The sequence below is a fragment of the Camelimonas fluminis genome, from assembly GCF_014656355.1.
In the GTDB taxonomy this organism is placed as follows: Bacteria; Pseudomonadota; Alphaproteobacteria; order Rhizobiales; family Beijerinckiaceae; genus Camelimonas; species Camelimonas fluminis.
The window spans coordinates 1-16,785 of sequence record NZ_BNCG01000044.1; the positions used below are offsets into that span (position 1 = coordinate 1).

A 16,785-nucleotide genomic window follows, 5' to 3' on the forward strand; every position below is an offset into this window, starting at 1 on the left:
TCATGTCAATCGGACTCCGCAAATGGGCGCATGGGTTCTGATCAGAGAGTCTTGGTATAAACACCTAGTGAACGCGCGGGGACCTGCGGCCCACTAGCGCATCAACTCCTCGTCTGGCCGACGTAATGACACTTTCGTCGGGTTTGTCTCCAACAACAATCATCCGGAATGTTTTTAGAACGATAACTGCGTCAAGGAAAAAATTGGCATGGCAAATATACCATAGATCCATAGCGACCTTGTCATCAAGTGTTACTGCGCGACCACCATGAACTTGGGCCCATCCCGTTAATCCAGGGCGTATGGCAAGCCGCGCAGTGTAATCCAGCCTCTGCTCAGAAAATAGCAACGGCCGTGGTCCGATGAAAGACATGTCCCCCACTAGAATATGGAATAGTTGCGGAAGCTCATCCAGACGTGATCGCCGCAGAAAGCGCCCAATAGATCCAGAGCGCCGATCATCCGGAATACGCATACCCTTGGCGTCATGAGCTGGGCGCATAGTGCGGAACTTGTTGAGCCTTAAGCGGCGACCGTACATCCCCAAACGCTCTTGCCAAAACACCACCGGGAGGCCAACGTCAATCGCGACCGCTGTGGCGACCAGCAACATTACTGGAGTTGTTAGAATGATGAGAAACAGGGCAACGGAAAAATCGAATGCCCGCTTTACCTGCCAGTAAGCGCGCGAGATATCTACCGACTGCGCCATATCCTGCAGGGACGGCATCTGCACCTGTGTGTGGGTTGTTTTCGCTATTGAATTTCCTGAGCGGTTATCGTTAAAATTTAGGCGTTCAGCAAAATAATCAACCGTAATATCTGACGTGAGCTCTATGGTTTGTAAAGCTTCCATGGTGCCGGTGGAAAGCTGAGATGGATTCACAGTTATAACGATACGTTGGATATCCGCGCCATGTACTTCCAAACGTGCCAAAACTTCCATAAGTTCTTCTGGAGTTGCTAGAACTGATTCGCCATGAAATTTTCTGCCGCGGTAGTCATTGCGCGCGCTTAAGAGCCCAGCGACCTGAATTTGCCCACTTGATAGCTCACGCGCAGCCCGCATGAATAGCTCCGCGACACTGTTAACTCCAATCAGGAGGACGCGCTCAGGTTGATGTCCGGTCGCAGTCGCTAAGGATGGAGCTTTTGGCCGCTTGCGTTGAAGGTAGCGGAACCGTTTTGCCGCTCGCAGCACACACAGGAGTATCACGATCAAGATGGCGTGGAGGATTGGTACTGCTCGCGCAACGCCATCCAGACGGTCATATGCGAATGCAAGGCCGGCTGCGGTAAGAACGACGGCTACTGCACAAAATGCAATGCGGATAAGATCGTTGAAGGTAAAATAACGCCACAAGCCTCGGCTGACTCCGCTTAGAGGAACGATTGCAAATGATACTATAGTAGAAATTACCAAATATGGCAGGGCGTGTGAAATTTTTACGTATGTGATCGTTAGATTCTCACGAAGAACAAGGGCGGCTATCCCTGAGATAACAATCGCCAAAATATCGACTAGGAACAAAAGCGGCATCAACATCGTGCATGGCCCCCCCCAAGCAAGGGGTGCATACCATCTAAAAGTTGAATAACCAAACGGATGAGCGCAGGCAGCGGTGATCACGTTTATGTTACCAGGCTGCTTGTGGCGATTGTAGGAGTGGCGGCCTGAAGGGTGAGATATGTCCGGGAAATTCGGGGCGCGCGCTTCATTGGAGCAGCGGATGCATGTTTGGGGCGGCGGGTGTCAAGCCGCATTGCTCCCGATGTGGCCATCGTCCGAGAAAGAAACGCGACAGCGCGAAGAAAATGTATGCCCAATGCGTGCCGGGGTGGTTAGTGACCTGTGGTTGCATTTGCAGGCTGGTTCTGTTAACGGCTGCTATTGGGGCATGTTAAGGTATTCGGTGTTTTCTCCTGATGGTGGGCTCTTCCAAGCGCAAGAAATTTTGAAGAATCAGCCCTTGATCGGGAGTATTTTCTGTTAGTATTTTCGGCCGATTTATAGATCGTTCCGTGTGCGCTTGGTATAGTTTCGTTAGTAGTGGGTGAAACACGGGGGGGGCTTTGAAAAAAATCTTCATGACGGGAACTGCAGGTTTCATCGGATTTCATCTGGCCAGACTACTATTGGCCGAGGGTTTTCTTGTTCATGGCTACGATGGGATGACGGACTACTATGATGTCCGCTTGAAGCAGCGTCGACACGCCATGTTGTTACAGGATCCGAATTTTGCTGCCTCCAAAGGTATGCTGGAGCATCAGGATCAACTTGATGCCGTGGTCGATGAATTCCGTCCGGATGTGATCGTGCATCTAGCGGCCCAGGCCGGGGTCCGCTACAGCCTCGAAAACCCGCGCGCCTATCTCGACGCCAATGTCATCGGCGCCTTCAATGTGATGGAGGCGGCGCGGCGGCTTGATGTGCGGCATCTGCTGATGGCTTCGACATCGTCCGTCTATGGCGCCAACGACGACATGCCGTTCGTTGAAACCGAGAAGGCCGACACGCAACTCACCATCTATGCTGCAACCAAAAAGGCCAACGAGAGCATGGCCCATGCCTATGCGCATCTGTGGAACCTGCCCACGACCATGTTCCGCTTCTTCACGGTCTATGGTCCATGGGGGCGGCCGGATCTGGCGCTGTACAAATTCGTCGACGCCATTCTCGATGGCCGGCCGATCGACATCTACAACCACGGCGACATGTATCGCGATTTCACCTATGTGGACGACCTGGTGCGCGCCATCCGCCTGCTGGTCGACGTGGCCCCGGTGCGACCGGCGACTCGGGACGCGATCGAACCCGGCGACAGCCTCTCGCCGGTAGCCCCCTTCCGCATCATCAATATCGGCAACTCTGACAGAGTGCGGCTGCTGGACTTCGTCGAGGCACTCGAGGATTGCCTCGGCAAAAAAGCCATCCGCAACTACATGGACATGCAGAAAGGCGACGTGCCGGCGACCTGGGCCAACGCTGAACTGTTGCAGCGCCTGACCGGCTACCGGCCGCAGACGGATTTCCGCGACGGCGTCGCGAAGTTTGTCGCCTGGTTCCACGAATATTACGGCAAGTGATGCGGAAGACTGGCATGACCATGAGGATTCCTGCGCCCCTCGCCGTCATCGGCCTTGGCTATGTCGGCCTGCCGCTGGCGGTCGCATTCGGCAAACACCGGCCGGTGATCGGCTTCGACATCGACCACGGCCGTATTGCCGAGCTGAAAACCGGCCGGGATCATACGCTAGAGGTTTCGCCCGATGAACTGGCTGAGGCGGTGTATCTGAAGTTTACGTCGGATCTAGCTGACATCTCCCGCGCCACGACCTATATCGTGACCGTTCCTACGCCGATCGACGCCCACAAGCGCCCGGACCTGACGCCGCTGGTCAGGGCCTCCGAGACGATCGGTCAGGTGCTCAAGCACGGGGACATCGTCATCTATGAATCGACGGTTTATCCCGGCGCGACCGAGGAGGATTGCGTTCCGGTGCTGGAACGGGTGTCAGGCCTGACGTTCAACGTGGATTTTTTCGCCGGCTACAGCCCGGAGAGGATCAATCCTGGCGACAAGGCCCACCGGCTGACGACCATCCGCAAGGTGACGTCGGGCTCGACGCCGGAAGCGGCTGAAAAGATCGATGCGCTTTACGCCGCAATCATCACCGCCGGCACCTACAGGGCAGAAAGCATTCGTGTGGCCGAGGCCGCCAAGGTGATCGAGAACACCCAGCGCGATCTCAACATCGCCCTGGTCAACGAGCTGGCGATCATTTTCAACCGCATGGGCATCGACACGGAGGCCGTGTTGCAGGCCGCCGGCACCAAATGGAACTTCCTGCCGTTCCGTCCCGGCCTGGTTGGCGGCCACTGCATCGGCGTCGATCCCTATTATCTGACCCACAAGGCGGAAGCGCTGGGCTATCACCCCCAGGTTATTCTCGCGGGACGGCGGATCAACGACGGCATGGGCGCCTATGTCGCCGGACAGATGGTGAAGGCCATGCTGAAACGCCGCATCCAGATTGACGGCGCGCGGGTCCTGATCCTTGGGCTGACCTTCAAGGAGAATTGCCCCGATCTGCGCAACACCCGCGTGGTTGACGTGAGGGCGGAACTGCGGGAGTACGGGATCGGCGTTGATATCCACGATCCGTGGGCCGACCCGGCCAGCGCCGAAGAGGAATATGGCGTTTCGCTGGTCGTTACGCCTCGGGAAGCGGACTATGATGGCGTCATCCTCGCCGTCGCCCACGACGCGTACCGTCAGCAGGGCGCAGAAGTCCTGCGCGGCTATGGCCGCGACCCACATGTGTTCTGCGATCTGAAGAGCGTGTTTCCGCCGGCTTGTAGTGACCTGAGGTTGTGATGTTAGCGCCTGCCCGTGTTGAAGGACCGAACTTGGCCCTGCGACTGATCCAGCCCGAAGACGCGGACTATGTGTACGGACTACGCATCGATCCGACTTATAATGCCCACCTGTCAGAGGTACGCGGAACTGCTGCAGACCAGCGCCACTGGATAGAAGCCTACAAGGTCCGAGAGGCAAAAGGGCATGAATGCTATTACGTGATTGAGCGTCAAGATAGTGTCCGCTGCGGTGTCGTCAGACTTTATGATATCACGGCGGACCAATTCACATGGGGCAGCTGGATTCTCGATCACAACAAATCGCCAAAGGCTGCGTTGGAAAGTGCTGTTCTGATCTATGATGTAGGTTTTGGTCACCTGAAGCTGCCGCGTGCTGTTTTCGATGTACGTCGAAATAATGAACGCACTTTGGCATTTCACCGGCGGCTGGGTGCAGAAGAGACCCATGCTGATGCGTTTGATATCTTCTTTACCTATTCACGTGAGGCTTTCCTGCGTGATCGTGAAAAACACCTGTCCGTCCTGACTAGAGTCGCCTGATGAGTGCTACGATTGCGAAGGGTTTCGTTCGCGAAATCAGCTTGCCACAAATCCACGACCCGCGGGGTGATCTGACCTTTGTGGAGGGTCAGAACCATGTACCTTTTGATATCAACCGGGTTTACTATCTCTATAATGTCCCGGTAGATGCGGTACGGGGTGGTCATGCGCATAGGGAACTTGAACAGATCGTCTTTGCGCTTTCAGGTAGTTTCCGCATGACCGTGGATGACGGCGTCACAAGGTCGGAATATTGGCTGCGTGATCCGCGCAAGGGACTTTATATCAGCCGGCTGGTTTGGCGTGAGATGGACGCATTCAGCCAAGGCGCAGTCTGTATGGTTTTGGCCTCACATCGATATAATGAAGCTGACTATTATCGGGATTATAACCAATTTATCGCAGCGCTAAGGGATCAGCCGCAATGATCCCTTTCCTTGCACTGGGCCCAACCTATCACGAACTTAAGGCAGACATCGACGACGCCATCGCCCGCGTGCTGGATAGCGGCTGGTATATTCTTGGCCCAGAAGTCGAGGCCTTCGAGGCTGAATGGGCAGCGTTTTGTGGCGCTTCCCATGCGGTGGGCCTAGCCAACGGGCTTGATGCGCTGACCTTGGCGCTCAGGGCACTGGACATCGGTCCGGGCGACGAGGTCATCGTGCCGTCGAATACCTATATCGCGACCTGGCTCGCGGTATCGGCAGTGGGCGCCAAGATTGTACCGGTCGAGCCGGAGCCAGCCACGCATAATATTGACCCTGACAGGATTGCGGTGGCGATTACGCCGTCGACAAAGGTGATCCTGCCGGTGCATCTTTATGGCCAGTCAGCCGATCTCAACCCGATCCTGACGCTCGCCCGCGCCCATGGGATTTTCGTCGTCGAAGACGCTGCCCAGGCCCACGGCGCCACCTATCGTGGTCGTCACATTGGCGCTCATGGCGATCTGGTGTGCTGGAGCTTCTACCCGGGTAAGAACCTTGGGGCATTTGGTGACGCCGGAGCAATAACCACAAACCGCGCCGATCTGGCGGAAAGGCTGCAAGCCTTACGGAACTACGGTAGTCGCCGGAAATATGTGAACGACGAGCAGGGCGTGAACTCACGGCTCGATCCCATTCAGGCTGCAGTGCTGCGTGTGAAGCTCTCCCATCTCGATGCTTGGACCGACCGTCGCCGCACGATCGCCGCCGTTTATGCGGAAGAACTGAAGGATAGCGGCCTGACCCTGCCCCATGTCCCCGACTGGGCCAATCCGGCCTGGCATCTCTATGTGGTGCGCAGCCCCGATCGTGACAGACTGCAGAGCAACTTGACCGAAGCCGGTGTTGGGACGCTGATTCACTATCCAATCCCCCCGCATATGCAGGAGGCCTATGCCAGTTTGGGATTGGCGGCCGAGGCGCTGCCGCTGGCCCGACAGTTGGCGAATGAGGTGCTGAGCCTGCCCATGGGCCCGCATCTGACTTCCGCGGATGCACGGGCAGTTGCGGCTGCAATCAGGGATGCGCGCGCGTGACGGAGAAATCCTCATACCGCACGATCTTGCGATCCTCCTCGATCATGGGCGCTGCCTCGATCTTCAATATCCTTGCGGGGATTGTGAAGATGAAGGCTGCAGCGGTGCTGCTCGGCCCGGCGGGCGTGGGGTTGGTCGGGCTGTTCCAGAACCTTGTCCAAACAGCCGCCACGGTAGGTGCGTTGGGGTTTGGCTCGGTCGGAACGCGGCAAGTCGCGGCTGCACATGCCGATGGCGACAAGACTTCCGTTGTGCGGGTGCGGCGCGCGCTGTTCTGGGGCTCGCTTGCCCTGTCAATTTTCAGCACACTGATCTTTTGGTCGAGTAGCGGCCTGATCGCCACGCATCTGCTGCATGCGCCCGAACTGGATCAGGATGTCGCCTGGCTTGCCTTGGCTGTCGGTCTGACGATCGCCGCAGGTTCACAGGGCGCGCTTCTAACAGGTATGCGCCAGATCGGCGATGTCGCGCGGGTGCAGTTGTTGTCCTCGCTGGCTGGCGCCGCCTTGGGGATTCTCGCGCTTTGGCTTTGGGGCAGCAATGGGATTCTGGCGTTGGTGCTTGTAGCGCCCCTGTCAGCTTTCCTTGCAGGCCATCTGTATGTCTCGCGATTGGGCAGGGTCGAAGCTCCAAAGACGAGATTTGGCGCCCTGGCGCGGGAATGGCAGTCCATGGCGCGACTGGGCGTTGCCTTCATGTTGAGTGGGCTGGTTACGATGGGGGGCCATTTGGCCGTGCGCAGCCTCGTTCAGCAGGAACTGGGGGCCGGCGCGCTCGGCCAGTTTCAGGCCGCTTGGTCGATCGGGATGATGTATCTGGGATTCGTACTGGGCGCGATGGGAACAGATTATTATCCCCGCCTTGCGGCCATCATAAAAGATCACCAGAGCGCCACACGTCTGGTCAACGAACAGACCGAGGTGGCTCTTCTGCTATGTGGTCCGGTGCTGCTCGCGATGCTGGCCCTGGCGCCTTATGTGATCCGCCTGCTTTATTCCGCCGAGTTCCTCCCAGCCGTTGAGATACTGCGGTGGCAGCTACTGGGCGATATCCTCAAGGTGATGAGCTGGCCGTTAGGGTTTGTGCTGCTGGCGGCGGGAGCCGGAAAAACCTTCATCGTGACCGAGACGACCGGGATCGGCGTTTTCGTAGCCGCGACATGGGTATTGCTGCCACTGATGGATATTAGCGCGACGGGAGTCTCCTTTCTGGCGCTTTATCTGTGCTATCTGCCAATGGTCTGGTGGCTGGCCCGCCGCCGCATCGGTTTCCGCTGGAGTGCAGTGGTAACGCGCCAAGCGCTGATGCTACTGGCAGTGGCTGGTTCTGTCGCAGGTAGCGCGCGGATATCTGAAACTCTGGCAATGGCCGTTGGCCTCGTGGCCGCTCTGCTGATTGGAGTATACGCCTTTGCGCGGTTGGAACAGATGGCAGAACTGGGCGGGTCCGTTAGGCGGTTGGCGAGAATATCCCGGCGTATTTTTGGGAATGGATGAGCGTAGGATTATGACAGAAAATACCGATATTATAAGCGAGCGTCCGCTGGTTACCTTCGCTCTTTTCGCTTACAATCAAGAAAAATACATTCGTGAAGCTATCGAAGGCGCATTCTCCCAGTCCTATGAGCCGTTAGAGATCATTCTCTCAGATGATGTTTCGTCGGATCGCACCTTCGAGATCATGCAAGAAATGGCCGCAGAATATCAGGGGAGGCATCGGGTAATGGTGCGGAGGACACACACCAACCTTCGGCCCTATTCCCACGTTCTTGACGTTGCCCAACGTATGAACGGCCAACTTATGATTCTCGCTGCTGGCGATGATATTTCCAAGCCAGAGCGAGTCCAAGAGATCGTTGATACCTGGATCAGAACTAACTGTTGGGCGGTTCATTCGAGGTACGATACAATTGATGAAGCAGGCAATGTTCTCGCCCTTGGGCAGAGGTCTCAATCATTGTTATCACCTGAGTGTGATCTGCGAACCTACTTTTTCTCAAAGGATGGACCTATCGAAGTCGTTCATGGCGCGACATCTGCGTATGATATCCAATTATTTCAACAGGCACCAGCCAATTCCGCGGGAATTCTATCGGAAGATGGTGTTTTCACTATAATCCTGAACGCGCTTAGGGGGTCAGTATCGTTTGTGGAAAGCAGCCTCGTAAGATATCGAGTGCACACTGGCGCGATAAGCAACACGGGTCTAGAATACAAATCTATAAATGATACTCGCAAGGCAATAAAAAAGGAAGGCATCTACGCCAAGAATATAGTTGATCGCGCTGAACTTTTACTGCACTTTGCAGAAGTGCGAAATGACGATATCAGAAAATTAAACACGGCCAAATTAAAAGATGAAATAATTTTCTACCGCTCCAAATTTGAATGGAATACGTTAACTTATACCGAAAGAGTTACATCCATTCTGCTTGCGTGGAAGAGAAATCGTATTGGATTCTTGATTTCGGGAGTTTTTGGTGAACAATGCGGCGCTATTTATCTTTTTGTTCGGCAGACGATGGGAAGATTTTTTAGAAAAAAAGGAGCGCACCATGAAAGAACATGAGTCCAGTAAGTATTTTATATTGAGAAATTATACCGATTTTCTCGTAAGCAAGTTACGTTATTTTACAAAGAAAGTGCAGTTTTTAGGGAGATCCGTGAAAATTCACAGAACAAGCAATATAGCATTGTCTTGTGTTTTGGACCCATGGTCTGGTTCTATTACCTTGGGTCCGCGCAATCTTATCGATACAGGAGTTGTGATTCGTGCTTACACCGGAAATATCATTACCGGATCTCACGTGACTATTGGGCCATATTCCGTGCTCTATGGCGGCGCAAACCTAATAATAGGGCAAGGAGTAAGAGTAGGGCCGCATGTCACTATCGTTGCAGCAAATCATATTTTTGAGGATAAGGAGAAGTTTATCTTTTTGCAAGGAATGAAGAATATAGGTATCGAGATATCGGATGATGTCTGGATTGGCGCTCATGCGGTAATTTTAGATGGTGTTCAGGTTGGATGCGGCGCTGTTATTGCCGCGGGTGCGGTTGTCACGAAATCCGTCGGCGCTTGGGAAATAGTGGGCGGGGTTCCTGCGAGGGTGATCGGGATAAGAGGAGCCGTATCTGCAGAATGCCGTATGAATTAGCAAAGCTGAGCTTCCTTTCAATGAAATCTGAGCAAATATCAACTCCCCGCCTCCGAGTCCTTATGCTCATACCTCAGCTTGGGTATGGTGGTGCGGAGCAGGCATTTCTGCGCGTTGCGGGCTTTCTTTCTCAATATGCCGATGTCACTATTGCCTTAATGGCGCGCGACTATGGCAATGGAGGATATAGCATCGAAGGGGCGCAGACGAATTTGCCAGTTGTCATGCTTGGTGGCAATCAAGCGCAGAAGCGTTCGCTGTTTGCGAAAGGGAATCGCTGGCGGATAATGATACGGTGTCTTCAAATTCTCAAGAGCGAGCACGATGTAGCGATAAGCTTTCTTTCTGGTGCCAATTTGTTGAATGCACTATCCGGTCCAAAGGAAAAGACAATCGTTTCGGAGCGTGGATCGAAACGCGGCGATACCGGTATGTCAAAATGGGAGCGACTGATCTGGACACGATTTCTAGATCCGCTGACTTATAAACGCGCCGCGCGCATCGTCTGCGCGTCCTCCGGCCTTGATGGCGAGATCGTTTCGAATAATACAGGTGTTGCGGATAAAACAATTGCACTTGAAGGAACAGTGTTGGTAAATCACTTGATTAATATATCTGATGCTCCTGTCGAGCATGATGCTCGTTCTCTAGGTAACGGGCAAACTATTGTTGCTTTTGGCCGGTTGCATCGCCAGAAGGGGTTTGACATTCTACTTCGCGCCTTTGTTATTGTCCGGCAGAGCATTCCAACTGCGAGGCTCTTGATAATTGGCGATGGGCCAGAAGCGAACACTCTCGTTACATTGGCTCAAGAGCTCGGCTTGACAGTTGGGGGCTTGGCTGACCCGGAAGCTCCCGCGGTCACCTTAGCTGGTTATCGAGAAGACCCAATCCGTTATCTTCGCCTCGGTCGGGTGGTGACATTGACCTCGCGCTTCGAAGGTCTGCCGAATGCTTTAATAGAAGCGCTGGCGGCGGGCATCCCGGTCTTGGCTGCAGATTGTCCTTGGGGGCCCCGGTCCATTTTGGCGGGGCCGTCCGATCCGTTGCCCGCAGTTTGGCCTGTTACTCAACCGCTGCAGTTGGCTCACGGCAAGCTGATGCCGCATCCTGATAGCGCTGGGGCTGTTGAGGTCTGGGCTCGCGAGATTGTAGCGGCCCTGCAAGCCCCTGTAACACGCCGCAGCCAAGCGGAACGCCGTGAAGCCATTGCCCGGTTCGATATCGAGGCAACAGGGCCAGAGTGGCTTCGTCTTTGTCAAGATTTGGTCATGGCCAGCAAATGAAGTCGGACGATTTGCCTCTGATCTATCTTCTCGATGGTTCCATTGCAAGGACCGGAGCCTTCTTCTGCGCCCGTAACATAGCACGCACTCTTGTTGGAAAAGCTCGCGTCGTGCTAGTAATTGCAGATGACAGTTGTATCGATTCAGACGACACCGTTGATTTCGCTGCTGTCATACGCCTGCCGATCCGGCCCCTCCGCAGATCCTTCCGGGCAGTGGTGTTATATTTTCCCTACCTTTTGATTGCCACATTCCGCCTATTTCACGCATTACGTCGCAACCGCGCCAAGGCGCTCATTGTCAATGATTTCTACCTGATGCAGGGTGTGCTTTGCAGGATATTGGGGTTCAGAGGCGCCGTTTTAACCTGGGTCAGGATCAATCCGACTACGTTCGGGCGGACGTCTAGCTTCTGGTTGCGAGCTGCAGCGCTATCATCGGATCGAATGGTGGTGGTTTCGCAGTATATACAGCGGCTCTTACCAGAGGGTATGGACAACGACCTTCTGTACGATGCGGTGGATCCCAAATTTGCGGAACCGATGCCCGCCAACGGTGATTGCGGGCGAACTTTCGTTTTCGCTGGAAATTATATCCCCGGCAAAGGACAGGATATTGCGCTTGAAGCTATGTCCCGAGTGGCCCTAGCTTTTCCCGATGCGCGGCTTGAATTCTACGGTGGGGACATGGGCCTTGAAAAGAACCGAGAGTTTCGCCGGGCTCTAGTGAAACGAGCAGAAGAATTGGGTCTCTCTGGCTGCGTGCATTTCGGTGATTTTGTTAAGGACACCACAAAAATCCTGCGCGGCAAGCTAGCCGCCTTGAACTTGTCTCGCTCTGAGGCTTTTTCCCTCGCAGTGCTTGAGGCATCCGCAGCTGGTTTGCCGGTTATTGCGACCCGATCAGGTGGTCCAGAGGAAATTCTCGAAGACGGAAAAACGGGTTTTTTGGTTCCAATAGATGACGCGTCATCATGTGCCGAGGTCATGATACGATTGTGCCGTGACCAGAACGTGGCACGGGATATGGGCGAGCGGGGGAGAAAGAGAGTCCTGCATGTTTTTTCGCAGCGGAACTTCCGGAAACAGCTCTTTCCGCTTCTAGGGTTGATTTAAAGGCTTGGTGCTTACCTATGTGCGGACTGACCGGCATTCTTGATCCTGCGCCTGCAGATATGCAGGGACGCATCCGGGCCATGACGGCGCGCTTGCAGCATCGGGGCCCCGACGCAGAGGGCTTCTGGATGGGTGATGGCGTGGCGCTTGGCCATCGCCGCCTGGCTATCATCGATCTGACAGAGACCGGGGCGCAACCCATGGTTTCGGCCTCGGGGCGCTATGTGATCGCCTTCAACGGTGAGATTTACAACCACCTTGATCTGCGCCGGATGCTGGAAGACGGTGGCGCGGCTCCGGCCTGGCGCGGTGCGTCCGATACCGAGACGCTTCTGGCCGCAATCGAACATTGGGGGCTGGACGATGCCCTGCGCCAGGCTTCCGGCATGTTTGCGATTGCGCTTTGGGATCGCAAGCAGCGCCGGCTCGCGCTTGCGCGCGATCGCATGGGCGAAAAGCCGCTTTATTGGGGCCATGCCGCAAGAACGCTGGTTTTCGGATCTGAACTCAAGGCGCTGCGCGTCCATCCAGGTTTTCCGACCACCGTCTGCCGGGACGCTCTGTTGCAATATCTGCGTTTTGGCTATGTGCCGGCTCCGCGTAGCATTCATCCCGGCGTCTGGAAGCTGGAGCCAGGCTGCATTCTTGAGGTGACGGGCTACCCCGGACCGGCACAAAGTCCGATTCGTCCCGGCGAAACGGTGGGGGGACTGTCCGTACGACGCTACTGGTCGCTGACCGCTGCTATTGAAGCCGGGAAGGCTGAGCAATTCTTCGATGATGGCGCGACGCTTGAGACGCTGGAGGCAGGACTTTCGGGTGCGGTGGCGCAACAGATGATGGCGGATGTGCCGCTCGGCGCCTTTCTGTCTGGCGGCATCGACAGTTCACTGATTGTGGCGCTGATGCAGAAGCAATCCAGCCGTCCGGTCCGGACATTTACCATTGGCTTTCACGAGGCTGCATTCAATGAAGCACCGCATGCAGCCGCCGTCGCGCGCCATCTTGGAACCGACCATACCGAGATCACGGTCACGGACGCGGATGCGCGCGAGGTCATTCCGCGTCTTCCAGAACTGTATGACGAGCCCTTCGCGGATTCCTCGCAGATTCCAACCTTCCTCGTCTGTCGCGCCGCGCGACAGCATGTAACGGTGGCGCTGTCCGGTGATGGCGGCGATGAACTGTTCGGTGGTTATAACCGCTATTTCTGGGGGCCGCGGATCTGGAGGCGTGTCGAGCGCATGCCGCGCGGCATGCGGCATGCCTTGGTTTCTGGCATGGCGATGATTCCATCACAGGCTTGGGATCGACTGGGGGGGGGCCATATCTCGCGGGCCGGTGACAAAATTCACAAACTAGCGGGTGCCCTTGCGGGAGCTAACTCAATCGATGATCTCTACCGTAATCTGATTTCGCTCTGGTATCGTCCTGAGGCCGTTGGACATGGCCAGGAGCCGCCATCGTTGCTCGATGATCCTCTGCCTCAAAAGCTCATCAATCCAGCTGAGAGGATGATGGCGCAGGATATGCGCAGCTATCTGCCCGATGACATTCTGTGCAAGGTCGATCGTGCTGCCATGGGCGTTAGCCTGGAGACGCGGGCACCCTTTCTCGACCCTCAGGTTATCGCCATCTCCGCGCAGTTGCCCGTACATATGAAAATCCGAAACAATCGGGGCAAATGGGCGCTACGGCAACTTCTCTATCATCATGTTCCGCGTGAACTGATTGAGCGTCCCAAGGCCGGTTTTGGAATCCCCGTTGGCGAATGGCTGCGTGGCCCACTCAGGCCTTGGGCTGAGGAACTCCTTTGTGAACGGCGGCTAGAGCGGGATGGTCTGTTGGCTCCAGGGCCGGTTAGAAGGCTCTGGTGTGAACATTTGTCAGGAAGACATGATCGGACTGCAGGACTCTGGACGATCCTCATGTTTCAGGCATGGCGAGAGCACTGGGTATGAAGCTTCTCGTCCTCACTCGTTATGGTCGCCTGGGCGCTTCAAGCCGGTTGCGGATGATGCAATATCTGCCTGCCTTCAAGGCAGCGGGCATTTGCACGGAAGTCCAATCACTATTGGATGACAATTATTTACTATCAATTTATTCACAAAGCATCAGTCTCGCGCAGGTCGCTCGAAATTACTGGAGCCGCTTTCGGAGGTTGCGACAAGCTGAGCGTCCCGATGTAATCTGGCTGGAAAAGGAACTTCTGCCATGGTTCCCGGCAACGCTTGAGCGCCTGCTTCTTCCCAGAGGCGTACCCGTTGTCAGTGACTATGACGATGCGATTTTCCATAACTACGACCTGCATCGCGGCATGATGCTACGTGTGGTTTTGGGTCGTAAGATCGACCGGGTCATGGCCCGGTCAGCCCTCGTCATGGCTGGAAACCCGTATCTGGCGGACAGGGCGCACAAGGCCGGAGCCACTTGGGTCGAGATCGTGCCCACCGTCGTCGACGCCGATGCTTATGATACGTCGCCTCGGCGGGAGGTGGATGGCCGTCCACGCATCGGCTGGATTGGATCGCCGAGCACTTGGACGCAATACATGCTACCAATGCTGCCGATGCTCTCGAATTTGGCTGAACGCTACGGGGCTGCGCTGCGCGTCGTCGGAGCCGGCCCACGAGCTGAAGGAAATGGCATCGAGAACCTGCCCTGGTCGGAAGAAGGTGAAAGCGGTCTGATCCAGTCGATGGATATCGGGCTCATGCCGCTGGATGACAGCCCTTGGTCGCGGGGTAAATGCGGCTACAAGATCATCCAGTATATGGCTTGCGGCCTACCTGTTGTCGCTTCCCCGGTGGGGGTAAACGCCGAGATTGTCGAGGACGGCGTGACCGGTTTTCTGGCCACAACAGAGACTGAATGGGGAACGGCGATCGGACGACTGCTGTCTGATCCCGATTTGCGTCATCGTATGGGTATGGCGGGCCGTCGTCGGATGGAAGAACACTATTCGCTGCAGATATGGGGGCCCCGGGTTGCATCCATGCTCCGCAAGGTGGCGGAGCAATGATCTATATCGCCATTACGATTATTTTATATTTGCTTCGTCTCGGAGTCGCGGGCCGTCCTCGGCTGAACCGTCAATTTTACCGAGTGGTTCTGGTTGCGCTCTTTCTCTTTTCAGCATTTCGCTATGAAGTCGGATGTGACTGGTGGGGTTATTGGAACCAATATGAGGTAGCCAGTGTGACACCGTTGGATGAACTGATTCAAGGACATGAAACGGTTTGGTGGGTGATACTTTATTACTTAACTGAACTGAATTTGCCCTATCCATGGGCAAATGTTATTTCATCCGCTGTGGCTTTTGCCGGAATGCATGTGTTGGCCAAGCGACAACAGGATCCACTCGGTTTTCTGATCCTGTTGTTCCCTGTCTTGATCATCAATGTTCCGATGTCCGCTATCCGGCAGGGCGCCGCGATTGGATTAATCTGCGTGGCGATGACCCGTCTTCTAGATGGTCGCGCATTTGCCTACGCCGTGTGGGTGCTGATTGCCACCGGGTTTCATAGCAGCGCCGCTATATTCTTTCTTCTTACACCGTTTGTCGGCCGCCGGGTTACCCGATGGCGTGTCATCGCCTCGGTATGCCTCGCAATTCCTGGCGCGTACCTTTTATGGAGCAGTAATGCGAGTGAGGAGGCGGGAAGCCGATATATTGGCGCAGGCAACGAAGCGTTCGGCGCGGTATTTCGGCTGGCGTTGCTGGGACTCAGCGGCGCGTATTTTTACATTTTTCTGCGAAGGGCTTGGAAGCGGGAATCCTTGGGCGATTATCAGGTCGTCTCATTCGGAGCGCTTGCAATGATCGGCGCAATGGGTTTGCTGCCTGTTTCAACCGTGATCGCCGACCGGCTGGGCTACTATCTCGCTCCCGTTCAAACCACGATATTTGCGCGGGTCCCCTCGCTCCAGTCTCTCCAGCATCGGCAGATTATTTCGACCATTCCGTATGCGGTGCTTCTGCTCTTTCTGGCCGTTTGGACCGTGCTATCCCAGCATTTCCAGTCGTGTTATCTACCATACCGGACTTGGCTATTTGGGTTGCCATGACATTAGAGATGGAGGCGGTGCGGGACTACCTTCCGACGCTCCAGTAGCGCAAACCCGCGTCCGCTACATCCTCGGGCGGATAGATGTTGCGCAGGTCGATCAGGGCCGGGCTGCGCAGGCGGCTGCGCAGTTCATTGAGGTCGAGGGCGCGAAACGCGTCCCATTCCGTCACGATGACGAGGGCGTCGGCGCCGGCGGCGCAGGCATAGGGATCGGCGGCGTAGTCGACGTCGCGCAGCACCTGTCTTGCCTGATCGACGCCTTCCGGATCGTAAGCAGCGATGCTGGCCCCGGCCGCCTGCAATTCATTGATGATGACGATCGACGGCGCATCGCGCATGTCGTCGGTGTTGGGCTTGAAGGTCAGCCCGAGGATGGCGATGCGCTTGCCGGAAACGTCGCCACCGCAGGCGGCGATGACGCGGGCGGCCATGTCGCGCTTGCGCGCGTCATTGATGGCGACCGTGGTCTCCACCAGCCGCACCGGGCTGCCGTAATCCTGGGCGGTCTTGACCAGGGCCAGGGTGTCCTTGGGGAAGCAGGAGCCGCCATAGCCCGGGCCGGCGTGCAGGAACTTGCCGCCGATGCGCTTGTCGAGGCCGATGCCCCGCGCCACTTCCTGCACATTGGCGCCCACCTGTTCGCACAGGTCGGCGATTTCGTTGATGAAGGTCACCTTCATCGCCAGAAAGGCGTTGGCGGCGTATTTCGTCAGC

Annotated in this window: 15 protein-coding genes; 13 read left to right on the forward strand and 2 right to left on the reverse strand. The window is 55.8% G+C overall.

Annotated features, from left to right (window positions below; translation table 11 throughout):
- Nucleotides 1–64: 64 nt before the first annotated feature.
- Nucleotides 65–1,546 (reverse strand): sugar transferase, encoded by a 1,482-nt coding sequence (locus tag IE243_RS23210; protein ID WP_210319922.1) that lies wholly within the window; start codon nt 1,544–1,546, stop codon nt 65–67.
- A 542-nt stretch (nt 1,547–2,088) separates the two neighbouring features.
- Between IE243_RS23210 and IE243_RS20135 the strand changes: the two genes are divergently transcribed.
- The 13 genes from IE243_RS20135 to IE243_RS20195 are packed head-to-tail and all read left to right on the forward strand — an operon-like array spanning nt 2,089 to nt 16,069.
- Nucleotides 2,089–3,087 carry an NAD-dependent epimerase/dehydratase family protein gene (locus IE243_RS20135; RefSeq protein WP_191321120.1) on the forward strand — a complete coding sequence of 333 codons (999 nt, stop codon included), beginning with the start codon at nt 2,089–2,091 and terminating at the stop codon, nt 3,085–3,087.
- Nucleotides 3,088–3,107: 20 nt separating this feature from the next.
- Nucleotides 3,108–4,379, forward strand: a complete 1,272-nt coding sequence (tviB, locus tag IE243_RS20140; protein WP_191321133.1) for a Vi polysaccharide biosynthesis UDP-N-acetylglucosamine C-6 dehydrogenase TviB — start codon at nt 3,108–3,110, stop codon at nt 4,377–4,379.
- Complete coding sequence (locus IE243_RS20145; RefSeq protein ID WP_191321121.1) at nt 4,379–4,921, forward strand: GNAT family N-acetyltransferase; 543 nt, start codon at nt 4,379–4,381, stop codon at nt 4,919–4,921. Before tviB ends, IE243_RS20145 begins: the two co-directional genes overlap by 1 nt.
- Complete coding sequence (locus IE243_RS20150; protein ID WP_191321122.1) at nt 4,921–5,349, forward strand: sugar 3,4-ketoisomerase; 429 nt, start codon at nt 4,921–4,923, stop codon at nt 5,347–5,349. The genes IE243_RS20145 and IE243_RS20150 overlap by 1 nt, the downstream gene beginning before the upstream one ends.
- Nucleotides 5,346–6,443 carry a DegT/DnrJ/EryC1/StrS family aminotransferase gene (locus IE243_RS20155; RefSeq protein ID WP_191321123.1) on the forward strand — a complete coding sequence of 366 codons (1,098 nt, stop codon included), beginning with the start codon at nt 5,346–5,348 and terminating at the stop codon, nt 6,441–6,443. The genes IE243_RS20150 and IE243_RS20155 overlap by 4 nt, the downstream gene beginning before the upstream one ends.
- Nucleotides 6,440–7,939, forward strand: a complete 1,500-nt coding sequence (locus IE243_RS20160) for an O-antigen translocase (protein WP_244643276.1) — start codon at nt 6,440–6,442, stop codon at nt 7,937–7,939. The genes IE243_RS20155 and IE243_RS20160 overlap by 4 nt, the downstream gene beginning before the upstream one ends.
- A gap of 10 nt (nt 7,940–7,949) precedes the next feature.
- Nucleotides 7,950–9,011, forward strand: a complete 1,062-nt coding sequence (locus IE243_RS20165) for a glycosyltransferase (protein ID WP_191321124.1) — start codon at nt 7,950–7,952, stop codon at nt 9,009–9,011.
- Complete coding sequence (locus tag IE243_RS20170; protein WP_191321125.1) at nt 8,998–9,600, forward strand: acyltransferase; 603 nt, start codon at nt 8,998–9,000, stop codon at nt 9,598–9,600. The genes IE243_RS20165 and IE243_RS20170 overlap by 14 nt, the downstream gene beginning before the upstream one ends.
- Nucleotides 9,585–10,886 (forward strand): glycosyltransferase, encoded by a 1,302-nt coding sequence (locus IE243_RS20175; RefSeq protein WP_191321126.1) that lies wholly within the window; start codon nt 9,585–9,587, stop codon nt 10,884–10,886. The genes IE243_RS20170 and IE243_RS20175 overlap by 16 nt, the downstream gene beginning before the upstream one ends.
- Nucleotides 10,883–12,001 carry a glycosyltransferase family 4 protein gene (locus tag IE243_RS20180; RefSeq protein ID WP_191321127.1) on the forward strand — a complete coding sequence of 373 codons (1,119 nt, stop codon included), beginning with the start codon at nt 10,883–10,885 and terminating at the stop codon, nt 11,999–12,001. Before IE243_RS20175 ends, IE243_RS20180 begins: the two co-directional genes overlap by 4 nt.
- 17 nt (nt 12,002–12,018) lie before the next feature.
- Nucleotides 12,019–13,962 (forward strand): asparagine synthase (glutamine-hydrolyzing), encoded by a 1,944-nt coding sequence (gene asnB, locus IE243_RS20185; RefSeq protein WP_191321128.1) that lies wholly within the window; start codon nt 12,019–12,021, stop codon nt 13,960–13,962.
- Nucleotides 13,959–15,023, forward strand: coding sequence for a glycosyltransferase family 4 protein (locus tag IE243_RS20190; RefSeq protein WP_191321129.1), 1,065 nt, complete (start codon nt 13,959–13,961; stop codon nt 15,021–15,023). Before asnB ends, IE243_RS20190 begins: the two co-directional genes overlap by 4 nt.
- Complete coding sequence (locus tag IE243_RS20195; RefSeq protein ID WP_191321130.1) at nt 15,020–16,069, forward strand: EpsG family protein; 1,050 nt, start codon at nt 15,020–15,022, stop codon at nt 16,067–16,069. Before IE243_RS20190 ends, IE243_RS20195 begins: the two co-directional genes overlap by 4 nt.
- Nucleotides 16,070–16,094: 25 nt before the next feature.
- Here IE243_RS20195 and IE243_RS20200 read toward each other — a convergent pair.
- A partial coding sequence (locus IE243_RS20200) for a UDP-glucose dehydrogenase family protein (RefSeq protein ID WP_191321131.1) occupies nt 16,095–16,785 on the reverse strand: 691 nt, incomplete at its 5' end.